18 protein-coding genes are annotated in these 20,462 nt (G+C 67.5%); 9 read left to right on the top strand and 9 right to left on the bottom strand.

The features are described from left to right. Window positions 1–9: 9 nt before the first annotated feature. Window positions 10–1,164, bottom strand: a complete 1,155-nt coding sequence (locus ACKY0X_RS01000; protein WP_409427946.1) for a glycosyltransferase family 4 protein — start codon at window positions 1,162–1,164, stop codon at window positions 10–12. A gap of 111 nt (window positions 1,165–1,275) precedes the next feature. Here ACKY0X_RS01000 and ACKY0X_RS00995 point away from each other — a divergent pair, with 111 nt between their 5' ends. The 3 genes from ACKY0X_RS00995 to ACKY0X_RS00985 all read left to right on the top strand — a co-directional run bounded on the left by ACKY0X_RS00995 (window position 1,276) and on the right by ACKY0X_RS00985 (window position 4,398). Further along, window positions 1,276–2,046, top strand: a complete 771-nt coding sequence (locus ACKY0X_RS00995; RefSeq protein ID WP_409427945.1) for a class I SAM-dependent methyltransferase — start codon at window positions 1,276–1,278, stop codon at window positions 2,044–2,046. 54 nt (window positions 2,047–2,100) lie between these two features. Beyond that, complete coding sequence (locus ACKY0X_RS00990) at window positions 2,101–3,573, top strand: aldehyde dehydrogenase (RefSeq protein ID WP_409427944.1); 1,473 nt, start codon at window positions 2,101–2,103, stop codon at window positions 3,571–3,573. A gap of 66 nt (window positions 3,574–3,639) precedes the next feature. Beyond that, window positions 3,640–4,398, top strand: a complete 759-nt coding sequence (locus ACKY0X_RS00985) for a hypothetical protein (protein WP_409427943.1) — start codon at window positions 3,640–3,642, stop codon at window positions 4,396–4,398. On the opposite strand, the gene ACKY0X_RS00980 is transcribed toward ACKY0X_RS00985, so the two are convergent. Together ACKY0X_RS00980 and ACKY0X_RS00975 are read right to left on the bottom strand one after the other, a co-directional pair. Beyond that, on the bottom strand, window positions 4,391–5,314 hold the full coding sequence (locus tag ACKY0X_RS00980; protein ID WP_409427942.1) for a diiron oxygenase: 924 nt from the start codon (window positions 5,312–5,314) through the stop codon (window positions 4,391–4,393). The two genes, ACKY0X_RS00985 and ACKY0X_RS00980, sit on opposite strands and share 8 nt — an antisense overlap. A 50-nt stretch (window positions 5,315–5,364) precedes the next feature. Continuing rightward, window positions 5,365–6,030, bottom strand: coding sequence for a TetR/AcrR family transcriptional regulator (locus ACKY0X_RS00975; RefSeq protein WP_409427941.1), 666 nt, complete (start codon window positions 6,028–6,030; stop codon window positions 5,365–5,367). Window positions 6,031–6,217: 187 nt separating this feature from the next. Between ACKY0X_RS00975 and ACKY0X_RS00970 the strand changes: the two genes are divergently transcribed. Next, window positions 6,218–7,474, top strand: a complete 1,257-nt coding sequence (locus ACKY0X_RS00970; protein ID WP_409427940.1) for an amidohydrolase family protein — start codon at window positions 6,218–6,220, stop codon at window positions 7,472–7,474. Between the two features lie 52 nt (window positions 7,475–7,526). On the opposite strand, the gene ACKY0X_RS00965 is transcribed toward ACKY0X_RS00970, so the two are convergent. From ACKY0X_RS00965 to ACKY0X_RS00955, 3 genes are read right to left on the bottom strand one after another with little or no spacing between them, the layout of a single operon-like run. Beyond that, window positions 7,527–9,362 (bottom strand): acyl-CoA dehydrogenase, encoded by a 1,836-nt coding sequence (locus ACKY0X_RS00965; protein WP_409429765.1) that lies wholly within the window; start codon window positions 9,360–9,362, stop codon window positions 7,527–7,529. A gap of 60 nt (window positions 9,363–9,422) precedes the next feature. Further along, a complete protein-coding gene (locus tag ACKY0X_RS00960; protein ID WP_409427939.1) occupies window positions 9,423–10,049 on the bottom strand; it encodes a S1 family peptidase in 627 nt (208 codons plus the stop codon). Further along, complete coding sequence (locus tag ACKY0X_RS00955) at window positions 10,049–10,900, bottom strand: arylamine N-acetyltransferase family protein (protein ID WP_409427938.1); 852 nt, start codon at window positions 10,898–10,900, stop codon at window positions 10,049–10,051. The genes ACKY0X_RS00960 and ACKY0X_RS00955 overlap by 1 nt, the downstream gene beginning before the upstream one ends. Window positions 10,901–11,069: 169 nt before the next feature. Here ACKY0X_RS00955 and ACKY0X_RS00950 point away from each other — a divergent pair, with 169 nt between their 5' ends. After that, entirely contained in the window at window positions 11,070–11,810 is a 741-nt protein-coding gene (locus tag ACKY0X_RS00950; RefSeq protein ID WP_409429764.1) for a 1-acyl-sn-glycerol-3-phosphate acyltransferase, read from the top strand. Between the two features lie 5 nt (window positions 11,811–11,815). Beyond that, a complete protein-coding gene (gene fadD12 / locus ACKY0X_RS00945; RefSeq protein ID WP_409427937.1) occupies window positions 11,816–13,450 on the top strand; it encodes an acyl-CoA ligase FadD12 in 1,635 nt (544 codons plus the stop codon). A gap of 3 nt (window positions 13,451–13,453) precedes the next feature. Here fadD12 and ACKY0X_RS00940 read toward each other — a convergent pair whose 3' ends face one another. Both ACKY0X_RS00940 and ACKY0X_RS00935 read right to left on the bottom strand, forming a co-directional pair. Continuing rightward, the gene (locus tag ACKY0X_RS00940; RefSeq protein ID WP_409427936.1) at window positions 13,454–14,872 is read right to left on the bottom strand and encodes a WS/DGAT/MGAT family O-acyltransferase; all 1,419 of its coding nucleotides are present in this window, start codon (window positions 14,870–14,872) and stop codon (window positions 13,454–13,456) included. 44 nt (window positions 14,873–14,916) lie between these two features. After that, window positions 14,917–16,149, bottom strand: coding sequence for an alpha/beta hydrolase fold domain-containing protein (locus tag ACKY0X_RS00935; protein ID WP_409427935.1), 1,233 nt, complete (start codon window positions 16,147–16,149; stop codon window positions 14,917–14,919). Window positions 16,150–16,238: 89 nt separating this feature from the next. On the opposite strand from ACKY0X_RS00935, the gene ACKY0X_RS00930 reads away from it, so the two are divergent. From ACKY0X_RS00930 to ACKY0X_RS00920, 3 genes are read left to right on the top strand one after another with little or no spacing between them, the layout of a single operon-like run. Continuing rightward, the gene (locus ACKY0X_RS00930) at window positions 16,239–17,135 is read left to right on the top strand and encodes an alpha/beta hydrolase (protein ID WP_409427934.1); all 897 of its coding nucleotides are present in this window, start codon (window positions 16,239–16,241) and stop codon (window positions 17,133–17,135) included. A 2-nt stretch (window positions 17,136–17,137) separates the two neighbouring features. Further along, entirely contained in the window at window positions 17,138–18,196 is a 1,059-nt protein-coding gene (locus ACKY0X_RS00925; RefSeq protein ID WP_409427933.1) for an acyl-CoA dehydrogenase family protein, read from the top strand. 1 nt (window position 18,197) lies between these two features. Continuing rightward, window positions 18,198–19,358, top strand: coding sequence for an acyl-CoA dehydrogenase family protein (locus tag ACKY0X_RS00920; RefSeq protein ID WP_409427932.1), 1,161 nt, complete (start codon window positions 18,198–18,200; stop codon window positions 19,356–19,358). Window positions 19,359–19,468: 110 nt separating this feature from the next. Here ACKY0X_RS00920 and ACKY0X_RS00915 read toward each other — a convergent pair whose 3' ends face one another. Then, window positions 19,469–20,437: a MaoC family dehydratase gene (locus ACKY0X_RS00915; RefSeq protein WP_409427931.1), complete on the bottom strand. Its 969-nt coding sequence runs from the start codon at window positions 20,435–20,437 to the stop codon at window positions 19,469–19,471. Window positions 20,438–20,462: the final 25 nt, after the last annotated feature.

The raw sequence follows: 20,462 nt of genomic DNA, 5'->3' as shown, positions 1-20,462 counted from the left end.
GCTATCGCCTCAGACCACGCCGCTGATGTAGCGACGTTGCCGGACGGCCGCCAGCACCGTATGCAAGCCTTCGGCGCTTTGCCTCCAGGAGAATTCGGCGCTGCGGTCCTGCGCCTTGGCGCCGAGCTGCTCGCGCAGCACCGCGTCCGCCAGCAGTCGCCGCAGTTGCTCGACCAGCTCGTCGCGGTCGTCGACCAACAACCCGGTGACCCCGTCGACGATCGAATCGGACAGCCCACCGGAGGACCGGTAGCCGACGGTGGGCACACCGTGCTGGCCCGCCTCGATGACGGCCAGGCCCCAGCCTTCCTTGCGGGACGGCAACACGTGCACCCAAGCCCGTTGCACCAGTTCGTGTTTGGCGACCTCATCGACGTGGCCGTGGAAGGTGACCGCGTCGGTGATCCCCAGCTCCGCGGCGTGCTCCACCAGCCGGTTGCGCCACCAGCCTCCGCCGATGACATCCAGGTGCAGGCCAGGTACCTCGGCACGCAACGCCGCAACCGCATCCAGCGCATCCTCGATCTGCTTATGCGGCACCAGGCGGGACAGCACCACCACCCGCGGCGTCGGCGAGCGAGGGTGCGTCAGCGTCGCCGGCGGCGCCTCGTCCAGGCCGTTGCGCACCACCGCGATGCGCTCGGGGCCCACTCCCAGCTCGATCAGGTCGCGCACCGAGGGCAGTGACACCGTCAGGTATTGATTGCGCCGGTTCAGCCAGGGCGACAGCCTCGACTCCACCATCCAGCCGATCCGGCTCAGCACCGGCCCGGCCACCGGCCACTGCTCGCGGTGGCAGTGGTGCACCAGCATCGCGACGCGCCGCCCGTAGATCAGCCGGGCCAGGAACGGCAGCCCGTTCTGGGTGTCGATCACCGCGTCGGGTCGCACCCCGCGCAGCGGTCCAAGGCCGATGCGCGCCGCCGCCATCACTCCCAGCGCCCAGAGATACACGGTGTAGGGCCCACCGCGGCGGCTGATGCGCACGCCGTCGACGACCTCGCTTTTGGGCGCGCCCGGGTAGCGGGCGGTGCGCAGCGTGACCGCCACGCCGGCGGCGGCCAACTCGGCGCCGATGCGCTGCAGGTAGGTCTCGCTGCCGCCCCCCTGCGGATGCCCGGTGTCACGCCAACACAGCAGCAGGACGGAGCGAACGGCAGGCACGCCGACCAGGGTAGTCGGCCGGCTCCCAGCCCCGCCGAGTGTAAAGCCAGCTGCACGTTCGGGCCCGGCGTGCGGTCACCTTCACCTTGGGCGGAGTTCTAGGCTGGCTCGGTGGCTGCCACCGACCTGTTCGCGCGACGCGCGACGCTGGCCCGTTCGGTGCGCCTGCTGTCCCAGTTCCGCTACGAGCAGAGCGCGCCGGCCCGGTTCTATGGTGCGCTGGCCGACGACACCGCCGCCATGGTCACTGAGCTGTGGCGGGGGGTGTGCGGCGACGATCCGGCCGGCAAGACCGTGCTCGACGTCGGTGGCGGTCCGGGCTATTTCGCCACCGCGTTCGCCGACGTCGGGCTGCGCTATGTGGGCGTGGAACCCGACCCGGCCGAGATGCATGCGGCCGGTCCCGCGGATGCCGGGCCCCTGATGGGCAGCTTCGTTCGGGCCTCGGGGATGGCGCTGCCGTTCGCCGACGCCAGCGTGGACGTCTGCCTGTCCTCCAACGTCGCCGAGCATGTGCCGCGGCCCTGGCAGCTCGGCAACGAGATGCTCCGGGTCACCCGGCCCGGCGGGCTGGCGGTGCTGTCCTACACGGTGTGGCTGGGTCCGTTCGGCGGCCACGAGATGGGCCTGACGCACTATCTGGGCGGGCAGCGAGCCGCCCGGCGCTACACCCGGCGACACGGCCACCCACCGAAGAACAACTACGGCTCGTCATTGTTCGCGGTGTCGGCCGCCGAGGGGCTGGACTGGGCCCGCCACACCGGGGCACTGGTCGCCGCATTCCCCCGTTATCACCCGCGATGGGCGTGGTCGATGACGAAAGTGCCGGGCCTTCGCGAGTTCGGTGTGAGCAATCTGGTGCTGGTGCTGCAACCGCAATAACGGATTGACTGCAACGTGTTCTAATCCGCCGGTCGGCTAGGTAGGGTGACGCCCATGACCGACTCCAGCATCACCGAATACGACACCCTCTTCATCGGCGGCAAGTGGACCGCTCCGTCCACCGATCGGGTGATCGAAGTTCACAGCCCGGCCACCGGCAAGTATGTCGGCAAGGTGCCGCTGGCAGCCAAGGGCGATGTGGACGCCGCGGTAGCCGCCGCCCGCACCGCGTTCGACTCCGGCCCCTGGCCGTCGACCCCGCCGGCCGAGCGGGCCGCGGTCATCGCCGCCGCGATCAAGCTGATGGAGGAGCGCAAGGACCAGTTCACCGCGCTGCTGGGCGCCGAGACCGGCCAGCCCCCGCTGAGCGTCGAGACGATGCACTGGATGAGCTCGCTGGGCTCCTTGAACTTCTTCGCCGGCCCCGCCGTCGACGAGGTCAGCTGGGAAGAGATCCGCACCGGCGCCTACGGCCAGACCATCGTGCGCCGCGAACCGATCGGCGTGGTCGGCGCGATCGTGGCGTGGAACGTGCCGCTGTTCCTGGCGGTCAACAAGCTGGGGCCGGCTCTGTTGGCCGGCTGCACGGTGGTGCTCAAGCCTGCCGCCGAGACGCCGTTCAGCGCGAACCTGCTGGCGCAGGCGTTCGCAGACGCGGGCCTGCCGGAAGGCGTGCTGTCGGTGGTGCCGGGCGGCGCCGAGACCGGTCAGGCGCTGACGTCCAACCCGGGCGTGGACATCTTCTCCTTCACCGGCAGCTCGGCCGTCGGCAAGGAGATCGGCAAGCGCGCCGCGGACCTGCTCAAGCCGTGCACGCTGGAGCTCGGCGGCAAGTCGGCGTCCATCGTGCTCGAGGACGTCGACCTGGCATCGGCGATCCCCATGCTGGTGTTCTCCGGGATCATGAACACCGGCCAGGCCTGTGTGGCCCAGACCCGCATCCTGGCGCCTCGCTCGCGCTACGAGGAAGTCGTGGAGGCCGTCAAGAACTTCGTCACCGCGCTGCCGGTCGGCCTGCCGGATGACCCGGGCGCCCAGATCGGTTCGCTGATCAGTGAGAAGCAGCGCGAGCGGGTCGAGGGTTACATCGCCAAGGGCATCGAGGAGGGTGCTCGGCTGGTGTGCGGCGGCGGCCGCCCGGAGGGACTGGACGGCGGCTTCTTCGTCGAGCCGACGGTGTTCGCCGACGTGGACAACTCCATGACCATCGCCCAGGAGGAGATCTTCGGGCCGGTGCTGTCGATCATCGCCTACGACACCGAGGACGACGCGATCGCGATCGCCAATGACTCGGTGTACGGGTTGGCCGGCAGCGTATGGACCTCCGATGTCCCGCGTGGGATCGAGATCGCGAGCAAGATCCGCACCGGGACTTACGGGATCAACTGGTACGCCTTCGACCCGTGCTGTCCGTTCGGCGGCTACAAGAACTCCGGCATCGGCCGGGAGAACGGCAAAGAGGGCGTGGAGCACTTCACCCAGCAGAAGAGCGTGCTGATGCCGATGGGCTACACCCTGGACGCCTGATCGGGTAGCGCCTCAGATCAGTTCACCTTGCCGTTGCCGCAACGGTAAGCCCCTATACTGCCGTCCGTGGGCGTGCTGGTGTGGTTTGCACCCTGGGCGGCGTATTGGGTGCTGGTGGGAAATACGCCGCCGGTGATCGCGGCGGCGGTGGCGCTGGCTGTCGCTTTCACCGTCGTGGTCAGCAGCCGCGACTCGTCGGGACGGTCCGTGAGCATCGGGGCCGTTGCGACGTTCGCGGCGCTGGCGGTGCTAACGCTGGCGTTCCCCGGGGCCCAACATTGGGTGCTGGCGTTGAGTTTCGCCGGGCTGCTCGCGACGCTGCTCGCCAGCGCGGCACTGGGCAGATCCGTGGTGGCAGCCGTGGTGAAGGCGGATCTGCCGGCGGCGGTGGCGCAATCCGAACTGTTCAGCCCCGTCGTGCAACGGGTGACGTGGATCTGGCTGGGTGCTTTGACGGCAACGTTCGTCTCGGCGGCAATCCCCGCGATCCTGCTGCCTGACGCCGGCACACCGCTGAGCTACCTGTGCTCCTGGGTGATTCCGTTCGGGGTCCTGGCCGCGGCGGTGATCGCTTCGCGCACCTTGTCGGACCGCATGACCGCCGGCTTCGGCGACGCGGTCCGCAAGACGAGCTTTGTCGCCTTCGTCGACCTGGAGATCGACCAGCTGTACTACCTGGCCACCGAACACGCCAACCGCGAAGTAGGCCCCGGCGAACAGGCCTACAACGTCACCGTCGGCACTAAGGGCACACCGCTGCTGGGCGACGACACCCGGGTGTCGTGGCCGTCGACCTACAAGGTTCGGCAGCGGCGCGTCAGCTGACGGGCCGCCCGTCGCGGTCGACGTGGGCCAGCGTCCGCCACGGCTTGGGGATGGCCCCCACTCGCAGGGCACCACCGTCGACCAACGCCCTCAGCACCGGCCGGACCGATTCGTGCAGCAGTTCACGACGCTGCGGCTGTCGGCGCACCGCCCGCCAGGTGCGCCATTTCGGCAGGCCCACACTGGCATAGACGCCGGGATGGACCAGCTCATGGAACAGTTCCCGCAGAATCAGCGGCGCCAGATAACGGACCGCAAAGCGGTCGCCCCAGGTGGTGTCGGCCCAGATTTCCGGGATACGCAGCCGCGCGAAGGACAGGTGCCGCGCTTCCTCTTGACGGTGATAGCGGTTGACGGCAGCCAGGAACGGGTCGGTGTCCGGATGCTCTGCGGCGCGCTTCTGCATCAGGTCCGGAATTTCTTCGCCGCCGAGCACCAACGTGGTGAACAACGCCGGCCGCCGGATGAGCGCGAAATCGGCGCGAAGCTCCAACCAGCGCCCCAACCTCCCGCGGGGGATAAAGGGGCTGCGGGCCTTCGGCTGCAACTGGTCGATCACCCGCAGAAACAGCCGCGAATGCCGGGTCTCCTCGCCGACCTCGTGCAGCGCATAAACCGTTCGGGAGTCGTTGAGTTCTGTGCGAACGGCCAGCTCCAGACAGAATCCCGCCATCAGCACCGATTCGAATCGGATGCCCATGTCCATGACCGCGGCGACCTCCTCGCGGGCCAGCCGGGTCTTTTGGTCGGGAGTCAACTGCAGGTCCATGCCGTAAACGGACAGCAATTCGTCGGGCAGCACCTGGCCGGGTCCGCACTGGCCCGGTATGTCGACATCGGGGTCGATGACGTGCCGCTGTGACGCGCGGCTGAGCCGGTCAATGCGTTCGTCCACGCTGCCGCGTGTGGTGGTCATCCCAGTCACCCCGTTTCAGATAATGACGTTATCTGAAACGCTAGCACGCGTCAGCCGCGGTCGCCAGGGACGCTGTCGCCGGCGCCGAGCAAGACCGTCAATCCGCGAGCGAACACGGTGGTGGCGTCGATATCGGGGTCCAGCAGGGCGTGCACGCTCAAGCCGTCACCCAAGCTCAGCAACGCCTCGGCAAGCATCTCCTCCCGCAGCGGCAAGGCGGCTCCCAAGCGGTCGGCCTGCCCTCGGAGCAGCTTCGCCACGCCGCGAGTGAAGCCGCGTTGTCGCTCGCGCAGCCGCGCGGCGAGTTCCGGCTTGCTCAACCCCGCGATGGCGAGTTCGACCTCAAGGACACGCCACCGGGGGTCGTTGCGAAACATGTCACCGAACCAGCCGCTGACCTTGTCCACCACCTCCGCGACGGACGCCGCGGCGCGCACTGCTGTGCCGAGCTGTTCGACGTCGCCGGCCACGTGCTGATCCAGCACACCCAGCAGGAGGTCATCCTTGCTGGCGAAATTGCTGTACAGCGCCCCGGTGGAGTAGCCGGCCCGGCGGGCGATCTCGGCGGCAGTGGCCCCGTGAAAGCCCTTCTCCAGGTATGCCTGTTCCCCGGCCAAGAGCAGTCGCGCCCGCGTCCGTTCCTGCTGTTGGACCCGGGTCGTCGGCTTGTCGCCTTGGCGACTCTCCGTGCCTGTGGAGGCGGCGTTGCGAACCATGGCAGCCAGTGCATCACACAGGTGTCATCGGTCTACCGAATCCCGCGGAACCGTCGCTCAATCGCGCGCTCACTGGACGATGGCGTAGCCAGGGTCGGGCAGCCGATACTTTCTGGTGTGGGTGTCCACCGCCTCGGGCGTAACGGGCCAGCGAGACGGGTTAGCGGGACCCGAGGAGGCGACCACGATGAGCCCGACGACCTTGATCACCGGCGCCGACGTGTGGGACGGGGTCTCGGACACGGCGAAACCGCGCCAGATAGTGGTGGCCGACGGGCGGATACAGCGGGTCGCTGAGGCGGTCGATCCCCCGGCGGATGCCCAGGTGGTGAATCTGACCGGGCACACCCTTACACCCGGATTCATCGACTGCCACACCCACGTCATGGTGATACCACCGGTCAGGCCGGCCCTGGCCGCCGACTCGAGCACCGCCAAGGCGTTGAAGGCACTGCCGGTGCTGCAGGCGTTGCTGCGCAACGGTTTCACCACGGTGCGCGACCTCGGGTGTGCGGACCTGGACTACCCGACAATCGACCTACGGGACGCGGTGGCTTCCGGCATCGTCGAGGGGCCGCGGCTGCTGGTGGCGCCGCACCTGATCTCTGCGCGCGGGGGTCACGGCGATTTCAGCGGCCTGATGGCCGGCGAGTATCAAGGCGCGTCACGGCCACTGGAACTCGCAGCAGCCGACGGCCGCGACGAGATCCGCACCAGGGTGCGCCAGGAGATTCGGGCCGGCGCCGACTGGATCAAGTTCGCGGCGACCGGCGGTTTTTCGTCTCCGTCGGATGACCCGGGTCACGCCACCTACAGCCAAGACGAGATGGATACGCTGGTCGCCACCGCCACCGATCTGGGTATCCCCGTCACCCCGCACAGCTACGGCGACGACGGCATCCGGCGGGCGGTGCGCGCCGGAGTGCGCAGCATCGAGCATGGGAACCTCGCCTCGGCAGCAGCCTTGCGCATGCTGGAGGACGCCGGAGTGTTTCTGGTGCCGACCCAGTACGCCATCCTGTTCGGCACCCGACTGGCCGGCGACGATCCGTTCTGGGCCATGGTCCCCGACTATGCCCGTCGCAAATTCGAAAAGTATCGCGGCGCACTACTGGACACCGCCGAACGGTTGGCGGCCAGCAACGTCCGGATCGCGTTCGGCACCGACGCGGGCATGTTCCCCCATGACGAGAACTGGCGCGAGTTTCCGATGATGGTCTCCACCGGCATCACCCCGCTGCGCGCGCTGCGGGCCGCCACCAGCGTGGCAGCCGAACTACTTCGACTCGACGACCTCGGCGTGGTCGCCGAAGGCAAGATTGCCGATCTGGTTGCCATGCCAGGTGACCCGTTCACCGACATCGAGGTGACCGGCCAAGTCGATTTCGTCATGAAAGGCGGCGTGGTCTATAAACATCCGACTCAAGCAGGTCTGGCATCGTGACCACACCGTGGTGGCTGCACTTCGGACACGGTGACAGTTCAGAGCAGGCGCTTTAGAACGCGTCCTCGGAGAGATCCATCAACGCGAGGTCCTCGCTCTCCACCATGCGACGATCCGCACCTAGCCGGGGTAACACATTGGCCGCGAAGAACTTTGCCGCCGCCACCTTGCCGCGGTAGAAGTGCTGATCGTCGCCGGAGGCCCCGTGATCCAGTGCAGTCAGCGCGATCTCGGCCTGACGCATCAGCAGCCAGCCGATCACCAGATCACCGACGGCCAGCAGGAATCGCACCGAGCCCAAGCCCACCCGATAGAGCTCCCGGGCCTCCTGCTGGGAGCCGAACATGTATCCGGTCATAGCCGCCACCATCGCCCGCACGTCATCGAGCGCGGCGGCCAGTAGCTTGCGTGATTCGGCCAGTTCCTTATGGCCGTCGGCGTCGTCGAGCAACGCGTCTATCTGGGCTACCAGATGCGTCAGCGCCACACCGCGGTCGCGGGCGATCTTGCGGAAGAAGAAGTCCTGCGCCTGAATTGCCGTGGTGCCCTCATATAGCGAGTCGATCTTGGCGTCACGGATGTACTGCTCGATCGGGTAGTCCTGCAGGAAACCCGAGCCGCCGAATGTCTGCAGTGAATCGGTCAGGTACTGGTAGGCCCGTTCCGAACCGACGCCCTTGACGATCGGCAGCAGCAGGTCGTTGACCCGTTCGGCCATCTCGGCGTCGGCGCCCGAGACCTGCATAGCGACTTGCGGGTTCTGGTGGGCCGCGGTGTAGAGGTACAGCGCCCGCATGCCCTCGGCATAGACCTTCTGCATCATCAGGGCGCGCCGCACATCCGGGTGATGGATGATCGACACCCGCGGCGCGGTCTTGTCGGTCATCTGAGTCAGGTCGGCTCCCTGAATACGGGTCTTGGCGTATTCCAGCGCATTGAGGTAGCCGGTGGACAGGGTGGCGATCGCCTTGGTTCCCACCATCATTCGCGCATACTCGATGACGCGGAACATTTGGGCGATGCCATTGCGGCTGTCACCGACCAGCCACCCTTTCGCCGGAATGCCGTGCTGGCCGAAGGTCAGTTCGCAGGTGGTCGAAACCTTCAGCCCCATCTTGTGTTCCAGACCGGTGACGAACACTCCGTTGCGCTCCCCTGGCTCGCCGGTCTCGGGGTCCGGCAGGAACTTGGGCACCAGAAAAAGGCTGAGCCCCTTGGTTCCCGGTCCGGCGCCCTCGGGACGGGCCAGGGTCATATGCATGATGTTCTCGAACAGGTCATCGGTGTCGCCGTTGGTGATGAATCGCTTGACGCCGTCGATGTGCCAAGTGCCGTCGGGTTGCTCGATGGCCTTGGTGCGGCCCGCCCCGACGTCAGAGCCGGCGTCGGGTTCGGTGAGCACCATAGTGGCGGCCCAGTTCCGCTCGATCGCCATGGAAGCCCAGTGCCGCTGCTGCTCGTTGCCCAACCCGTAGAGGATGTTGGCGAAGATCGGACCGGCCATGAAGATGAACACCGCGGGGTTGGCGCCCAGCGCCAGTTCGTTGATCGCCCAGGACACCATCGAGGGCGCCGGCACCCCACCGACCTCTTCACACAGGCCGATCCGGAACCACTCGCCCTCCTTCCAGGCCCGCAGCGATTCCTTGAAGGGTTCGGGCAGCGTCACACTGTGGGTGGCCGGGTCGAACACCGGCGGATGGCGGTCGCTGGCGGCAAAGGACTCGGCCACCGGCCCCTCGGCCAGCCGGGCGGCTTCGGCCAGCATCTGGCGCACGGTGTCGCCGTCGAGATCTCCGAACTCGCCGTCGGCCAGGCACTGCTCCAGCCCCAGCAGTTCGAACAGATTGAATTCCAGGTCGCGCACATTGCTCTTGAAGTGACCCATCATTCCAGCATGCACCTTGACGATGCGCTGGTCGCCGGAATCGCAACGTTTCAGCGCACCCTAAGGCACCACGTGCAATCCCCACTGGCGCAGGATCGGCTCCACCAAGACGAAGTCGGTGCTGGAGTCGTCGTCCACCGGTCCGCCCTGCAGAATCCCGACCGCGCTGACGCTGCCGTCCGGGTTGACCACGAAGCCGGGACTGCCGCTGTCACCGATGGTGCTGTACACGCCGGTTTCCACGAGGTTGCCGGCCACGGCGGTCACCGGACCGCAGGTCTCACCTGTCTGAGCACCGACCTTGCAGATCGTCATGCCGACGTGAATCTGATCCGCCGACAGCACACCGGCCACCGGATAACGGCCGGCGATTTTGGGGTTAGGTCGGCCGGCGCCGGGTTCGAGCCGGATGATCGCGGCGTCACGGTCCGCGCCGTTGTCCTCGCTGGCGGTGATTATGCCCAGCGGCGTCTCGAAGATGTCGGTCCACTGCGATCCGTCGTGCGAATCGCAGTGACCGCTGGTCAGCAGGTAATAGCCGCCGGCATCGTCCTGGGTGAGAAAGCCCGCCGTGCAGCTGCTGTTGTCGTCCAGCAACTCGATGCCCGGCATCGGCCCGGCCGATGCGATGCCGGCGTAGGCCAGTCCCGCGGCCGCCACGGCGCCCGCCAACGCGATCTTGACCATCAGGTGTCCAGCACCGAGGCCACTTTGGCTTCGACGTCGCCCAAACCGGACAGGTCGATGCCGTAGCGGTCGGTCAGGGCCGTGCATACCTGCGCGGCGTCGTCGAACCGAATCCGCTCGGTGCCGCCGCCGGCGTGGATGGCGAGGTTGCGGCCGCGCAGGTTCCAGCGGGCATCGTCGGTCACCAGCGCCGCACTGAGGCCGACGACGAAGTTCGACTCGGGGTAGGTGGAGACGTACCAACTGCCCACCTGCATGTCGATCAGCGGGCGGGGCTGCAGTCCCAGGATGTACAACGGCCGCCAGCGCTCGCCGATCAGCGTCTCCAGCACCAACTCGTCGGCGCCACTCCCGCGCCGACAGAGCCGGAACGGCTCATGCGACGTCTGCTGGACTTCGTCGGGGACCATCGGCAACGGTGCCGTGGGTGTCTGTCCGCCGAATCCGACGTCGACGAGATAGCGCTGGTCCGACCCCGGGATCGTCACCGCCAAGGCCTGGTGGGTCTGCGGATGCGGTGGCCCGTCCAGCCCCTCCGGGCTCATCCACACCACCCGCCCGGCCAGCCGCTCAGCCCCGAAGCCGAGCGCGCACAGCACGTCGCGCATCAGATTGTTGTGCTCGTAGCAGTAGCCGCCGCGGCGCCTCGCCACCAGCTTGGCGCTCAGTGCCGCCGAACTGAGGTCGATCACCGGCAGACCCATCAGCGGATCGAGATTCTCGAAGGGGATGCGGCGGATGTGCGCGGACACCAGGGCGGTGAGCGTCTCATGCGTCGGCTCGGTGCCACCGCGATAGCCGATGCGGTCGAAGTACGCCTGCAGGTCGATGCGGAGCTCCCCTCGAGCCACTCGGAACAGTTTGCTGATGGTATCCACCAGCGGGTCTGAGCCGGTAATATGGGCAAAACTAGAACACGTTTCAATTGAGGGGGCCGCGGTGGACACGCCGGACAACGACTGGTCGGACGACGTTCCCCGGCCCATCACGAAGTGGGACCCCGGTCTGACCGAACGGGTCATGAGCCTGTTGCGGCCGTTCATCAAGGGCTACCACCGGGCCGAGGTTCGGGGCTTTGAGTCGTTCCCCAACGGCGGCGCCCTGGTGGTCTCGAACCACTCCGGCGGGCTGTTCGCGATGGACGTCCCGGTATTCGCCACCGGCTTCTACGACACGTTCGGCTACGAGCGTCCGGTCTACACGCTGAGCCACGACCTGATCTTCACCGGCTTCACGGCTGACTTCTTCCGCAAGACCGGGTTCATCCCGGCCAACCATGCCAACGCCGACGAGGCGCTGCGCTCCGGCGGCGTGGTGGTGGTCTTCCCTGGCGGCGACTACGACGTCTACCGGCCGACGTTGGAAGAGAACAAGATCGACTTCGGCGGCCGCAAGGGCTACATCCGCGCCGCGATCAACGCCGGTGTCCCGATCGTGCCGACGGTCGGGATCGGTGGCCAGGAAAGCCAGTTCTACCTGTCCCGCGGCACCGGGCTGGCCAAGGCACTGCGCCTGGACAAGCTGATGCGGGTCAAGATTCTGCCGATCTCGTTCGGCTTCCCGTTCGGCCTGTCCGCGGTGTTGCCGGTCAACCTGCCGCTGCCCACCAAGATCGTCATGCAGGTGTGCGAGCCGATCGACATCGTCGCGGAGTTCGGCGAGGACCCCGACATCGACCTCGTCGACGCGCACGTGCGTGCCGTCATGCAAAAGGCGCTGGACAAGCTCGCCAGCGAACGCCGTCTGCCGATCCTGGGCTGAGCGGGATGGGCCTCTTCGACTCGCTCAACCGGGTCGGCTCGATGCTGGTGACCTTCAGCCGGGCCGGGCTGTTGGCGCCCATGCGCCCGGACAAATACCTCCGGATTGCCGCCGCGGCCGCCGCCGAGGGCGGCACCACCACTACCGGGATCGCTATGGCGGCCCAGCGATGTGGCGACCGCCCGGCGATCATCGACGAGCGCGGCACATGTACCTACGCCGAGCTCGACCGGCGGTGTAACGCGCTGGCCGCCGGCCTGCAACGGCTGCCCGGGCGGACGCCCCGGGCAATCGCTCTGATGTGCCGCAACCATCGCGGCTTCATCGAGGCGCTGGCGGCCGCCAACCGGATCGGCGCCGACGTGCTGCTGCTCAACACCAGCTTCGCCGGGCCGGCGTTGGCCGAAGTCGTCGCCCGTGAAGGTGTCGACCTGATCTTCTACGACGAAGAGTTCACCGCCGCAGTGGATCTGGCTGTGCCGGTCGACTCGGGGTGCACGCGGGTGGTCAGTTGGACCGACACTAAGGTCCCCGGCCTGACGGCAGACGAGTTGATCGACGCCAACGCCGGACGTCGACCAGCCAAGGCGTCGCGGAGCGGCAAGCTGGTCATGCTCACCTCCGGAACCACCGGCACCCCCAAGGGGGCACGGCGCTCCGGACGCGGCGGAGGCGGGATCGCCGACCTGCAAGCGATTTTCGACCGGATCCCCTGGCACACAGAGGAAACCGTGGTGATCGCCGCGCCCATGTTCCACGCCTGGGGATTCTCCCAGCTGGCGCTGGCACTCACCATGGCCTGCACGATCGCCACCCGACGGAAGTTCGACCCCGAAGCCACCCTGGAACTCATCGAGTCCAACCACGCGGCCGGACTGTGCGTCGTACCGGTGATGTTAGACCGGATCATGGCGCTGCCGGAAGATGTTCGAGCCCAATACCCTTGCAAATCACTACGATTCGCGACAGCCTCGGGATCACGAATGCATCCCGATGTGGTGACGGCGTTCATGGACACCTTCGGCGACGTGGTCTACAACAACTACAACGCGACCGAAGCCGGCATGATCGCGCTGGCGACACCGCAGGACCTGCGCTACTCGCCCGACACCGCCGGCCGCCCGGCACCGGGGAGCGAGATCCGGATCTTGGATGCGGATTTTGTCGAGGTTCCGGCCGGGGTCACCGGGCAGATCTTCGTCCGCAACTCCTCGCAGTTCGACGGCTACACCGGCGGCGACTCCAAGATGTTCCACGATAGTTTCATGGCGTCGGGCGACTTGGGCTACTTCGACGACACTGGAAGGCTTTTCGTGGTCGGCCGGGATGACGAGATGATCGTCTCCGGGGGCGAGAACGTCTATCCGATCGAGACGGAGAAGGCGCTGATCACCCATGGCGCCGTCGCTGAGGCCGCGGTGATCGGTGTCGACGACGCCGACTACGGACAGCGGCTGGTGGCCTTCGTGGTGTTGACGCCCGGGGCCTCGGCCTCGGCCGACGAACTGAAACAGCACGTCAGGGAGAACCTGGCCGGCTACAAGGTGCCGCGCGACATCACCATCATGGATGCGCTGCCGCGCAACAACACCGGCAAGGTACTGCGGCGAGAACTTCAGGCGCTGGCGGCGTCCGACTGAGGTCTAAGCGGGCGCCATCGCTGTCTCGACCGCCGTCAGCTGCTCGGAAAGTCCAGCAGCACGGCGGATTTCGATGAACTCGTTGACCAGAGCCTTGGTCACCTCATGCGGATCTTCAACGGTGACACCATCAGTCAGCACCGAGATGTTGAGCTGGTCCACGTAGCTCCACACCGTGATGTTCAGGCCACTGCCTGCAGTCAACGGCCCCACCGAGTAGATCTCGGTGACCAGCGCACCGCCGACCCTACCGCGCTCTCGCGGACCGGGAACATTGGAGATGTTGAGGTTGAGAACCTTGTTCTGGCCGTCCTTGCCCGACAACCACCGGAACAACGACTCCGCGGGCGCCGGCGGCAGGTACGCCGACCACCGGCTGACCAGCTCCGGCCCGACCAGGTGATGGGCTTCCTTGGCCAGATCAGCCGCCTCCCGGGCCTTTGCGATCCGATCCCGCACGTCGGCCACGTCGACCGGCAAGGCCACCAGCACTCCAGAGAACCGATTGCCGGAGATCCGGTCGGCAGAGAAGTCGAAGCTCATCGGCACCGACGCCAGTAGCGGGTGATCCGCCTTCCCGTCGTAGCGCAGCAGCAGCGTGCGCAACGCCCCTGCCGAGATGGCCAGCACCAGGTCGTTGATGGTGATCCCCAACTGCTTGCTGGTCGCCTTGATATCGGCCAGCGCCAGCGTTGCGGTGGCGAAGCGGCGTTCGGGCGTGAGCACGTGGTTGATGAAGCTCGGCGGCGGGGTGAACGGCCGGGTGAGGTCGGCAGAGAGTTTGCGGGTGCTGCGCCGGACCCGACCGATGCCGGCTGCGGTATAGCCGATGGTCGCCGGGATCTTGCCCATCTGCCGGAAATGATCGCGGAACGCCGAACGCACCAACTGCCCGCCGGTGGGGGCGGGATCGGTTTCGTAGGAGTCGCGCTCGTTCGGCCCACCGGCCACCAGATCCATGCCGCGGGCCATCAGGTTCGCCGACGCGATCCCGTCGGCCAGGGCATGGTGGATCTTGCCGACCACCGCGATCCGATTGTTTGCCAGGCCATCGATGAAGTACATCTCCCACAGCGGCCGGCTACGGTCCAGTGGCGTGCTGCCGATCTCGCCGATGGCCTCATCGAGTTCGCGGCGGCCGCCCGGAGCGGGCAGCGACCACGGCCTGATGTGATACGCCAGGTCGACTTCGCAGTTCTCCCGCCACATCGGGTGGTGGAACTTACCGGGAATGTCCACCAACTGGTACCGGAACGGATCCAACTTGTAGAGCCGACCGTGGATCACCCGCCGAAAGGCTTCGACGTCGAACCCGTGCCGATCGGCGTCCAGCTCGATCACCGCGATCTTGAGAGTGTGCATGTGCACGTTCGCCGTCTCGCTGTACAGCAGAACCGCATCCCACCCGGTGAGCCGCTTCACCCCACACCCCTCGCCATGCAGGGACCATACCGTGGCGGGCGGCTTCAGATGATCTGTTTGCTCCCGACCGTGGCGCGGTCACGGTGAATCTGGTTGAGAAACAAACCGATTGCCGTGCTTACCGCCCCGGTGCGGGCCCCGTCCGTCATGTCGAAACCGTGCCCGGCCCCGGGCAGCTCCAGGTACCCGACCTTGGAACGTGACACTGCCCGCAGGCGGTCGGCGAAGCTACGGGCTTGCTGGACTGGGATGACGGTGTCGGCGCTGCCGTGCACCACCAGGAACGGCGGCGCATCCGGATGCACCCGCGCGATCGGGGAGGCCTGCCGGTAAAGGTCGCGGTGGCGCCGCATCGACCGGCCGACCACCACTCGCTCCAAAAAGTCGACGAACGCCTCCCGTTCGGGGGTGGAGCGATCCTCCCAGTCGTAGCGGCCGTAGATACCCACCACGGCGTCCACCGAAGTGTCCCCGCCGGCCGGCAATTGGTCGGCGAACTCGGCGTCGCGGACCGCGCTGCCGGTCAGCCCCGCCAGGGCGGCCAGGTGCCCGCCGGCTGAGGCGCCCGCCACGGCAACGAAATTGCGGTCACCGCCGAACTTGTCGACGTTGGCGTGCGCCCAGGCGATCGCGGTCTTGACGTCGACGATGTGGCTCGGCCACCGGTTGTGCGGAGCGACCCGGTAGTCGATCGACAGGCACACCCAGCCCTGCTCGGCCAGGTGGGACAGCAGCGCATAGCCCTGGAGCATGCGGCTGCCGTGCACCCAGGCACCACCGGGGACGTAGATCAGCACCGGCGCGGGCCCGTCCGGCAGCTCGCGGGACCGCCACACATCGAGCACCTGCGTGGGGTCACTGCCGTACTGCACCCCGGAGCGATAGATGTTCCGACGGTGCTGCAACGCCTTCACCACCGGCGGCGCCTGCTCCGGCTCGGGCCAGTCGATGTCGAGGTCGGCGGTCGAGACCACCCCGCGCAGCGCGGCCTCGCTGACCACATGGGTCTGCTCGCGTTCCTGCTTGCGGGCGGCCGCGGCACCGGGCACCAGCCAGGACTTGGCGGCGCTGGAGAAGAACTCCGGCATATGGCGGGTGCCCCACACCCCCATAGCGGTCATCCCACCCAGGGGTTCCAGGTGCTTCCCGACCACCGGCAAGGACGCTGAGGCGACGCTGAGCGCCAGCAGATAGTCGCTCGGCCGAGCTCGCATCAGCCAACGCAGCCGGCCGGCCAGGTCGAGCCCGGTCTCCGGGGTCTGCGATCGTCCCGTCATTGGCGCAGGGTACCGCGTTTGGGTTCGGAGGCGGTCGCAATCGGGTGGGTTGACGACGCCGCCGATCCGGCGCCGGTAATACTGAGCCGATGGTAAGCAGCGGGTTCCATCCAGATCTGCGCAGAACTGCCCGGTTCCTTCCACGTGGCGGGATCGGGCGTCGAACGCTGCCGGTGCTGCAGGCACTCACCACGATGCAGGGTCGGCGCATCCCCGGCGACGTCGAGGTCTTGGGCCTGCCCTCGGGGGCAGGCGTCCGGATCTTTCGGCCGCCGAATCGCGCCGCCGATCCGGGACCGGCATTGCTGTGGATCCACGGTGGCGGCTACGTCATCGGCACGGCCGCGCAGGATGACCGCCTCTGCCGCAGGTTCAGCGCGGAATTGGGCGCCACGGTTGCGTCGGTGGACTACCGACTGGCGCCGCAGAACCCCTACCCCGCCGCCTTGGAGGACTGCTGGGCGGCGCTGACCCGGCTCGCCGAGCTGCCCGGGGTCGATCCGGCCCGGATCGCGATCGGCGGCGCCAGTGCCGGCGGCGGGCTGGCCGCCGCCCTGGCGCAGTTGGCCGCCGACCGCGGCGAGGTCTCCCCCGTGCTGCAGCTGCTGGTGTACCCGATGCTCGATGATCGCAGCGCGGCGCTGCCGGCCGATCGCGGCTACCGACTGTGGAATCCGCGGAGCAACCGGTTCGGCTGGACCGCGTATCTGGGCGACGCGGATCCGCAGGTGGCGGTACCGGCACGGCGTGCCGACCTGAGCGGGCTGGCACCGGCCTGGATCGGGGTGGGCACCTTGGATCTGTTTCACGACGAGGATCTGGCCTACGCGCAGCGACTGCGTCAAGCCGGTGTGCCCTGCAAGGTCGAGACCGTTCGCGGGGCATTCCACGGGTTCGACCTGTTGATGCCCAAAGTCGCTGTCTCGCGGGCGTTCTTCGCCTCCCAGTGCGAGAGCCTGCGCAGCGCCTTCGGCCGGACGGTGTGACGGTGGCCGGCTCAAGCCCCGAAGAACTGCGGGCCCTGCGCGGCGCGGTTGCGGAGTTGATGGCCAAACGCTCGCCCGACGACGATGTCTGGTCAGAGTTGGCGGCGATGGGCCTGCTCGGCCTGCTGGTGCCCGAGCAGTACGGCGGCGCCGGTGCCGGATTGGTCGAAGTAGGGGTAGTAGCCGAAGAGTTGGGTCGGGTCCTGTTCTCCGGCCCGTATCTGTCGACTGCGGTGCTGGCGGTCAATCTTCTTATGGCAGTGGATGACCCGTCGCAACACGAGGCAGTGTTGCCGGCGATCGCTGCCGGGCGCACCCGGGTCGCGGTTGCCTTCGCCGAGGGCGATTCGACCCGTCCACCCGCGACACCGGCCGCCACGGCCCGCGACGGACTGGTCTGCGGCGAGAAGCGGTTCGTGCTCGACGCGGACACCGCCGACCTGCTCTACGTTCTGGCGGACGCCGAGGACGGCCCCGGAATCTTCGCTGTCGATCCGGCCGGACCGGGCGTGACGGTGGAACCGCTGACCACCGTCGATCCCTCCCGACGGCTGAGTCTGGTCCGGTTGGCGGACGCTCCGGCGACGGCGGTCGGCTCGGCCGGAGCCGGTGTCACCACATTGACCGCCGCGCTGGACCGTTCCGCGGTGGCACTGCTCGGTGAGCAGGCCGGTGCCGCCCGGTTCGCCATGGAGATGGCCCGCGACTACGCCAAGACCCGCTTCCAGTTCGGCCGGGCTATCGGCAGTTTTCAGGCCGTCAAGCACATGTGTGCCGACATGTTGTTGGAGGCCGAGTCGGCGGTGACGGCCGCTCGCCATGTGGCTGCTACCGGCGCCGACGGTTCTGCCGACTGGATCGCAGATCTCGCACTGGCCCAGGCGTATTGCTCGGATGCCTTTGTCTTTGTGGGCGCCACCAACATTCAGGTGCACGGCGGAATCGGGTTCACCTGGGAGCATCCCGCTCACCGGTATCTGCGCCGGGCACGCAGCGACGCCTACCTGTTCGGCAGCCCATCCTGGCACCGAGAGCGCTACCTGCACGAGATCGGAGCGTGAGATGACGCTGCCCGACCGCAACGACGATGCACTTCGCGCGGAAGTCCGCCACTGGCTGGCCGCCAACTGGTCACCCGGTACCGACCGGGCCACCTTCGCCGCGGCGATTCTGGCCGCCGGCTGGACCGCTCCGAGCTGGGAGCCGGACTGCTACGGCCGCGGCCTGACTGACCGTCAATCGCGCTTGGTGGCAGCCGAATTCGCTGCCGTCGGCGCTCCAGGAACCGGCCACGACCGGGCCGACCTGTTCGCCTGCACAATCCACGACCGCGGCTCGCAAGAACAGAAGCACCGGCTGCTGCCGCCGGCGTTGCGCGGCGAGACCAAGTCGTGCCTGCTCTACAGCGAACCCGGAGCGGGATCGGATCTGGCCGGCCTGCGCACCCGCGCCGAGCGCGACGGTGACGACTGGATCGTCAACGGGCAGAAGGTCTGGACGTCGTTCGCGACCACCGCCGACTACGGCATGCTGGTGGCACGCACCAACCCGGATGTGCCCAAGCACAACGGGATCACCTTTTTCATGCTGCCGATGCGCCAGCCCGGTGTGGAGGTTCGGCCGATCCACCAGATCACCGGCGAATCAGAGTTCAATGAGGTGTTTCTGACCAACGCCCGCGTTCCCGATGCCAACCGGATCGGCGAACCGGGCGAAGGATGGTCGGTGCTGCAGGTCGCACTGGGCTACGAGCGCCGGCTGATGGGTGATGTGGCACGCACCGCACGCCGCAAGGAGAAGTCCAGTGGCCTAGTCGATTTGGCCCGCGACGCCGGGTGTCTTACCGACTCCCACATTCGCCAGGAGATCGCCCGCATACAGGCGCTGACCACGGTGAACCGCTGGAACAATCAACGGGCCAAGACCAGCACTGATCGCGCCGAGTCGGCCACCCTGCTGGCGCTGGGCAAGATCGCGATGTCGCGCATCCTGCACGAGACTGCCCGGGTCCAGACCGAGATCGTCGGCGTCGAGTCGATGCTCAGTGGTCCGGACAATCCGGTCGGCGACGCGGTGACCTTCCGGGCGCTCAACGCCTACTTCACCTCGATCGGCGGCGGCACGGACCAGATTCAGCGCAACATCATCGGCGAACGGGTGCTGGGACTGCCCAAGGAACCCGACCCCTACCGCGACGCCCCATTCCGCGACCTGCCGCACTGAGCATCGGCCCCCCCCCCCCCCCCCCGCCACGAGCGGGCGTAGATGTACGGCGCCCCGCGGCGTGTCGTGCGCAAACACGCACGCTCGCGGCAGGGACGCGCCCGGGGCGCTCAGAACTGCAAGGCGGTGAAACGCCAGTCCAGCACCTGGCGATCCGTTTCACCGGCGGCACCGGCGGCGTAGACCAGCGACCGCAACTCCAACACGTTGTCGCGGGCGGATTCGATGTGCAGTTCGCTGTAGAGGGTGTCGCCTTCGTGGACCGGCGCCGTGTGATCGCAGGACTGCCAGCCCAGCACCGTGACGAGGTTGGGCAGCAGCCGAGAGGCCTGGGCCAGCGCCAGGCCGATGGTGTGCCCGCCGTAGACCAGCCGCTGCCCGGCGACCCGCGAATCATGATGGGTGGCAGCGACGTTGAGGGTCAATCTAGCCAACTCGGGGGCCGAGGAGACGACGTCGCCGGTGCTGGTCAGGACCGTACCGGCCATCGCCGGGTCGAAGTGTGGACCCGGTACCCGCTGACGAAACTCCGCGGCGTCCCACCCTGCAGTCACGTCCGGCGGCACCGCGAGTCCGGCGCCGACGGCCGAGAGGTCATCGCTGTGGCCGGTATCAGAAGCATCAGGCGATAGCGGCAGCATCGCGCAGCGGTAGAAGTCGAGCACCAGCCGGCCCACCTGATCGATGGTGGTGATTCGCAGTGCCACCAAACCGGTGGGTTCACGCCCGGGCCTGGCTGAATTCTGTTTCAGTCCAACGACTTCCGTACGGGTAAAGATGGTATCGCCGATCACGGGATACCGAAAAAAGGCCAGGCCTCGGTAGAAGAGGTTGGCCTTGACGCGCCGGGTGACCAAGGTGGACTGACCGATCGCGACGTCGCAGACCAGCCCGGGATGGGCCAGCGGCGTCGTCGCCCCGGTCACCGCCCGGGACAGGTCGGCATCGAGCGGCAGCCGTAGCCGGTCTCCCAGAATGGCCTGATGCAGCGCGGCCGCACCGGCCGTCAGGGTCATCGCCGGAGCTGCGTCAAACACCTGACCGACCTGGAGCTCGTCGAAGTAGGGGCCGCTGGTCACAGGAAAATCCTGACATACGGTGAAC

Source organism: Mycobacterium sp. SMC-11, from assembly GCF_046250095.1.
GTDB classification, from domain to species: Bacteria; Actinomycetota; Actinomycetes; order Mycobacteriales; family Mycobacteriaceae; genus Mycobacterium; species Mycobacterium heraklionense_A.
Note: the sequence above shows the minus strand (reverse complement) of the source record. Positions and strands in the feature narration are given on the sequence as shown.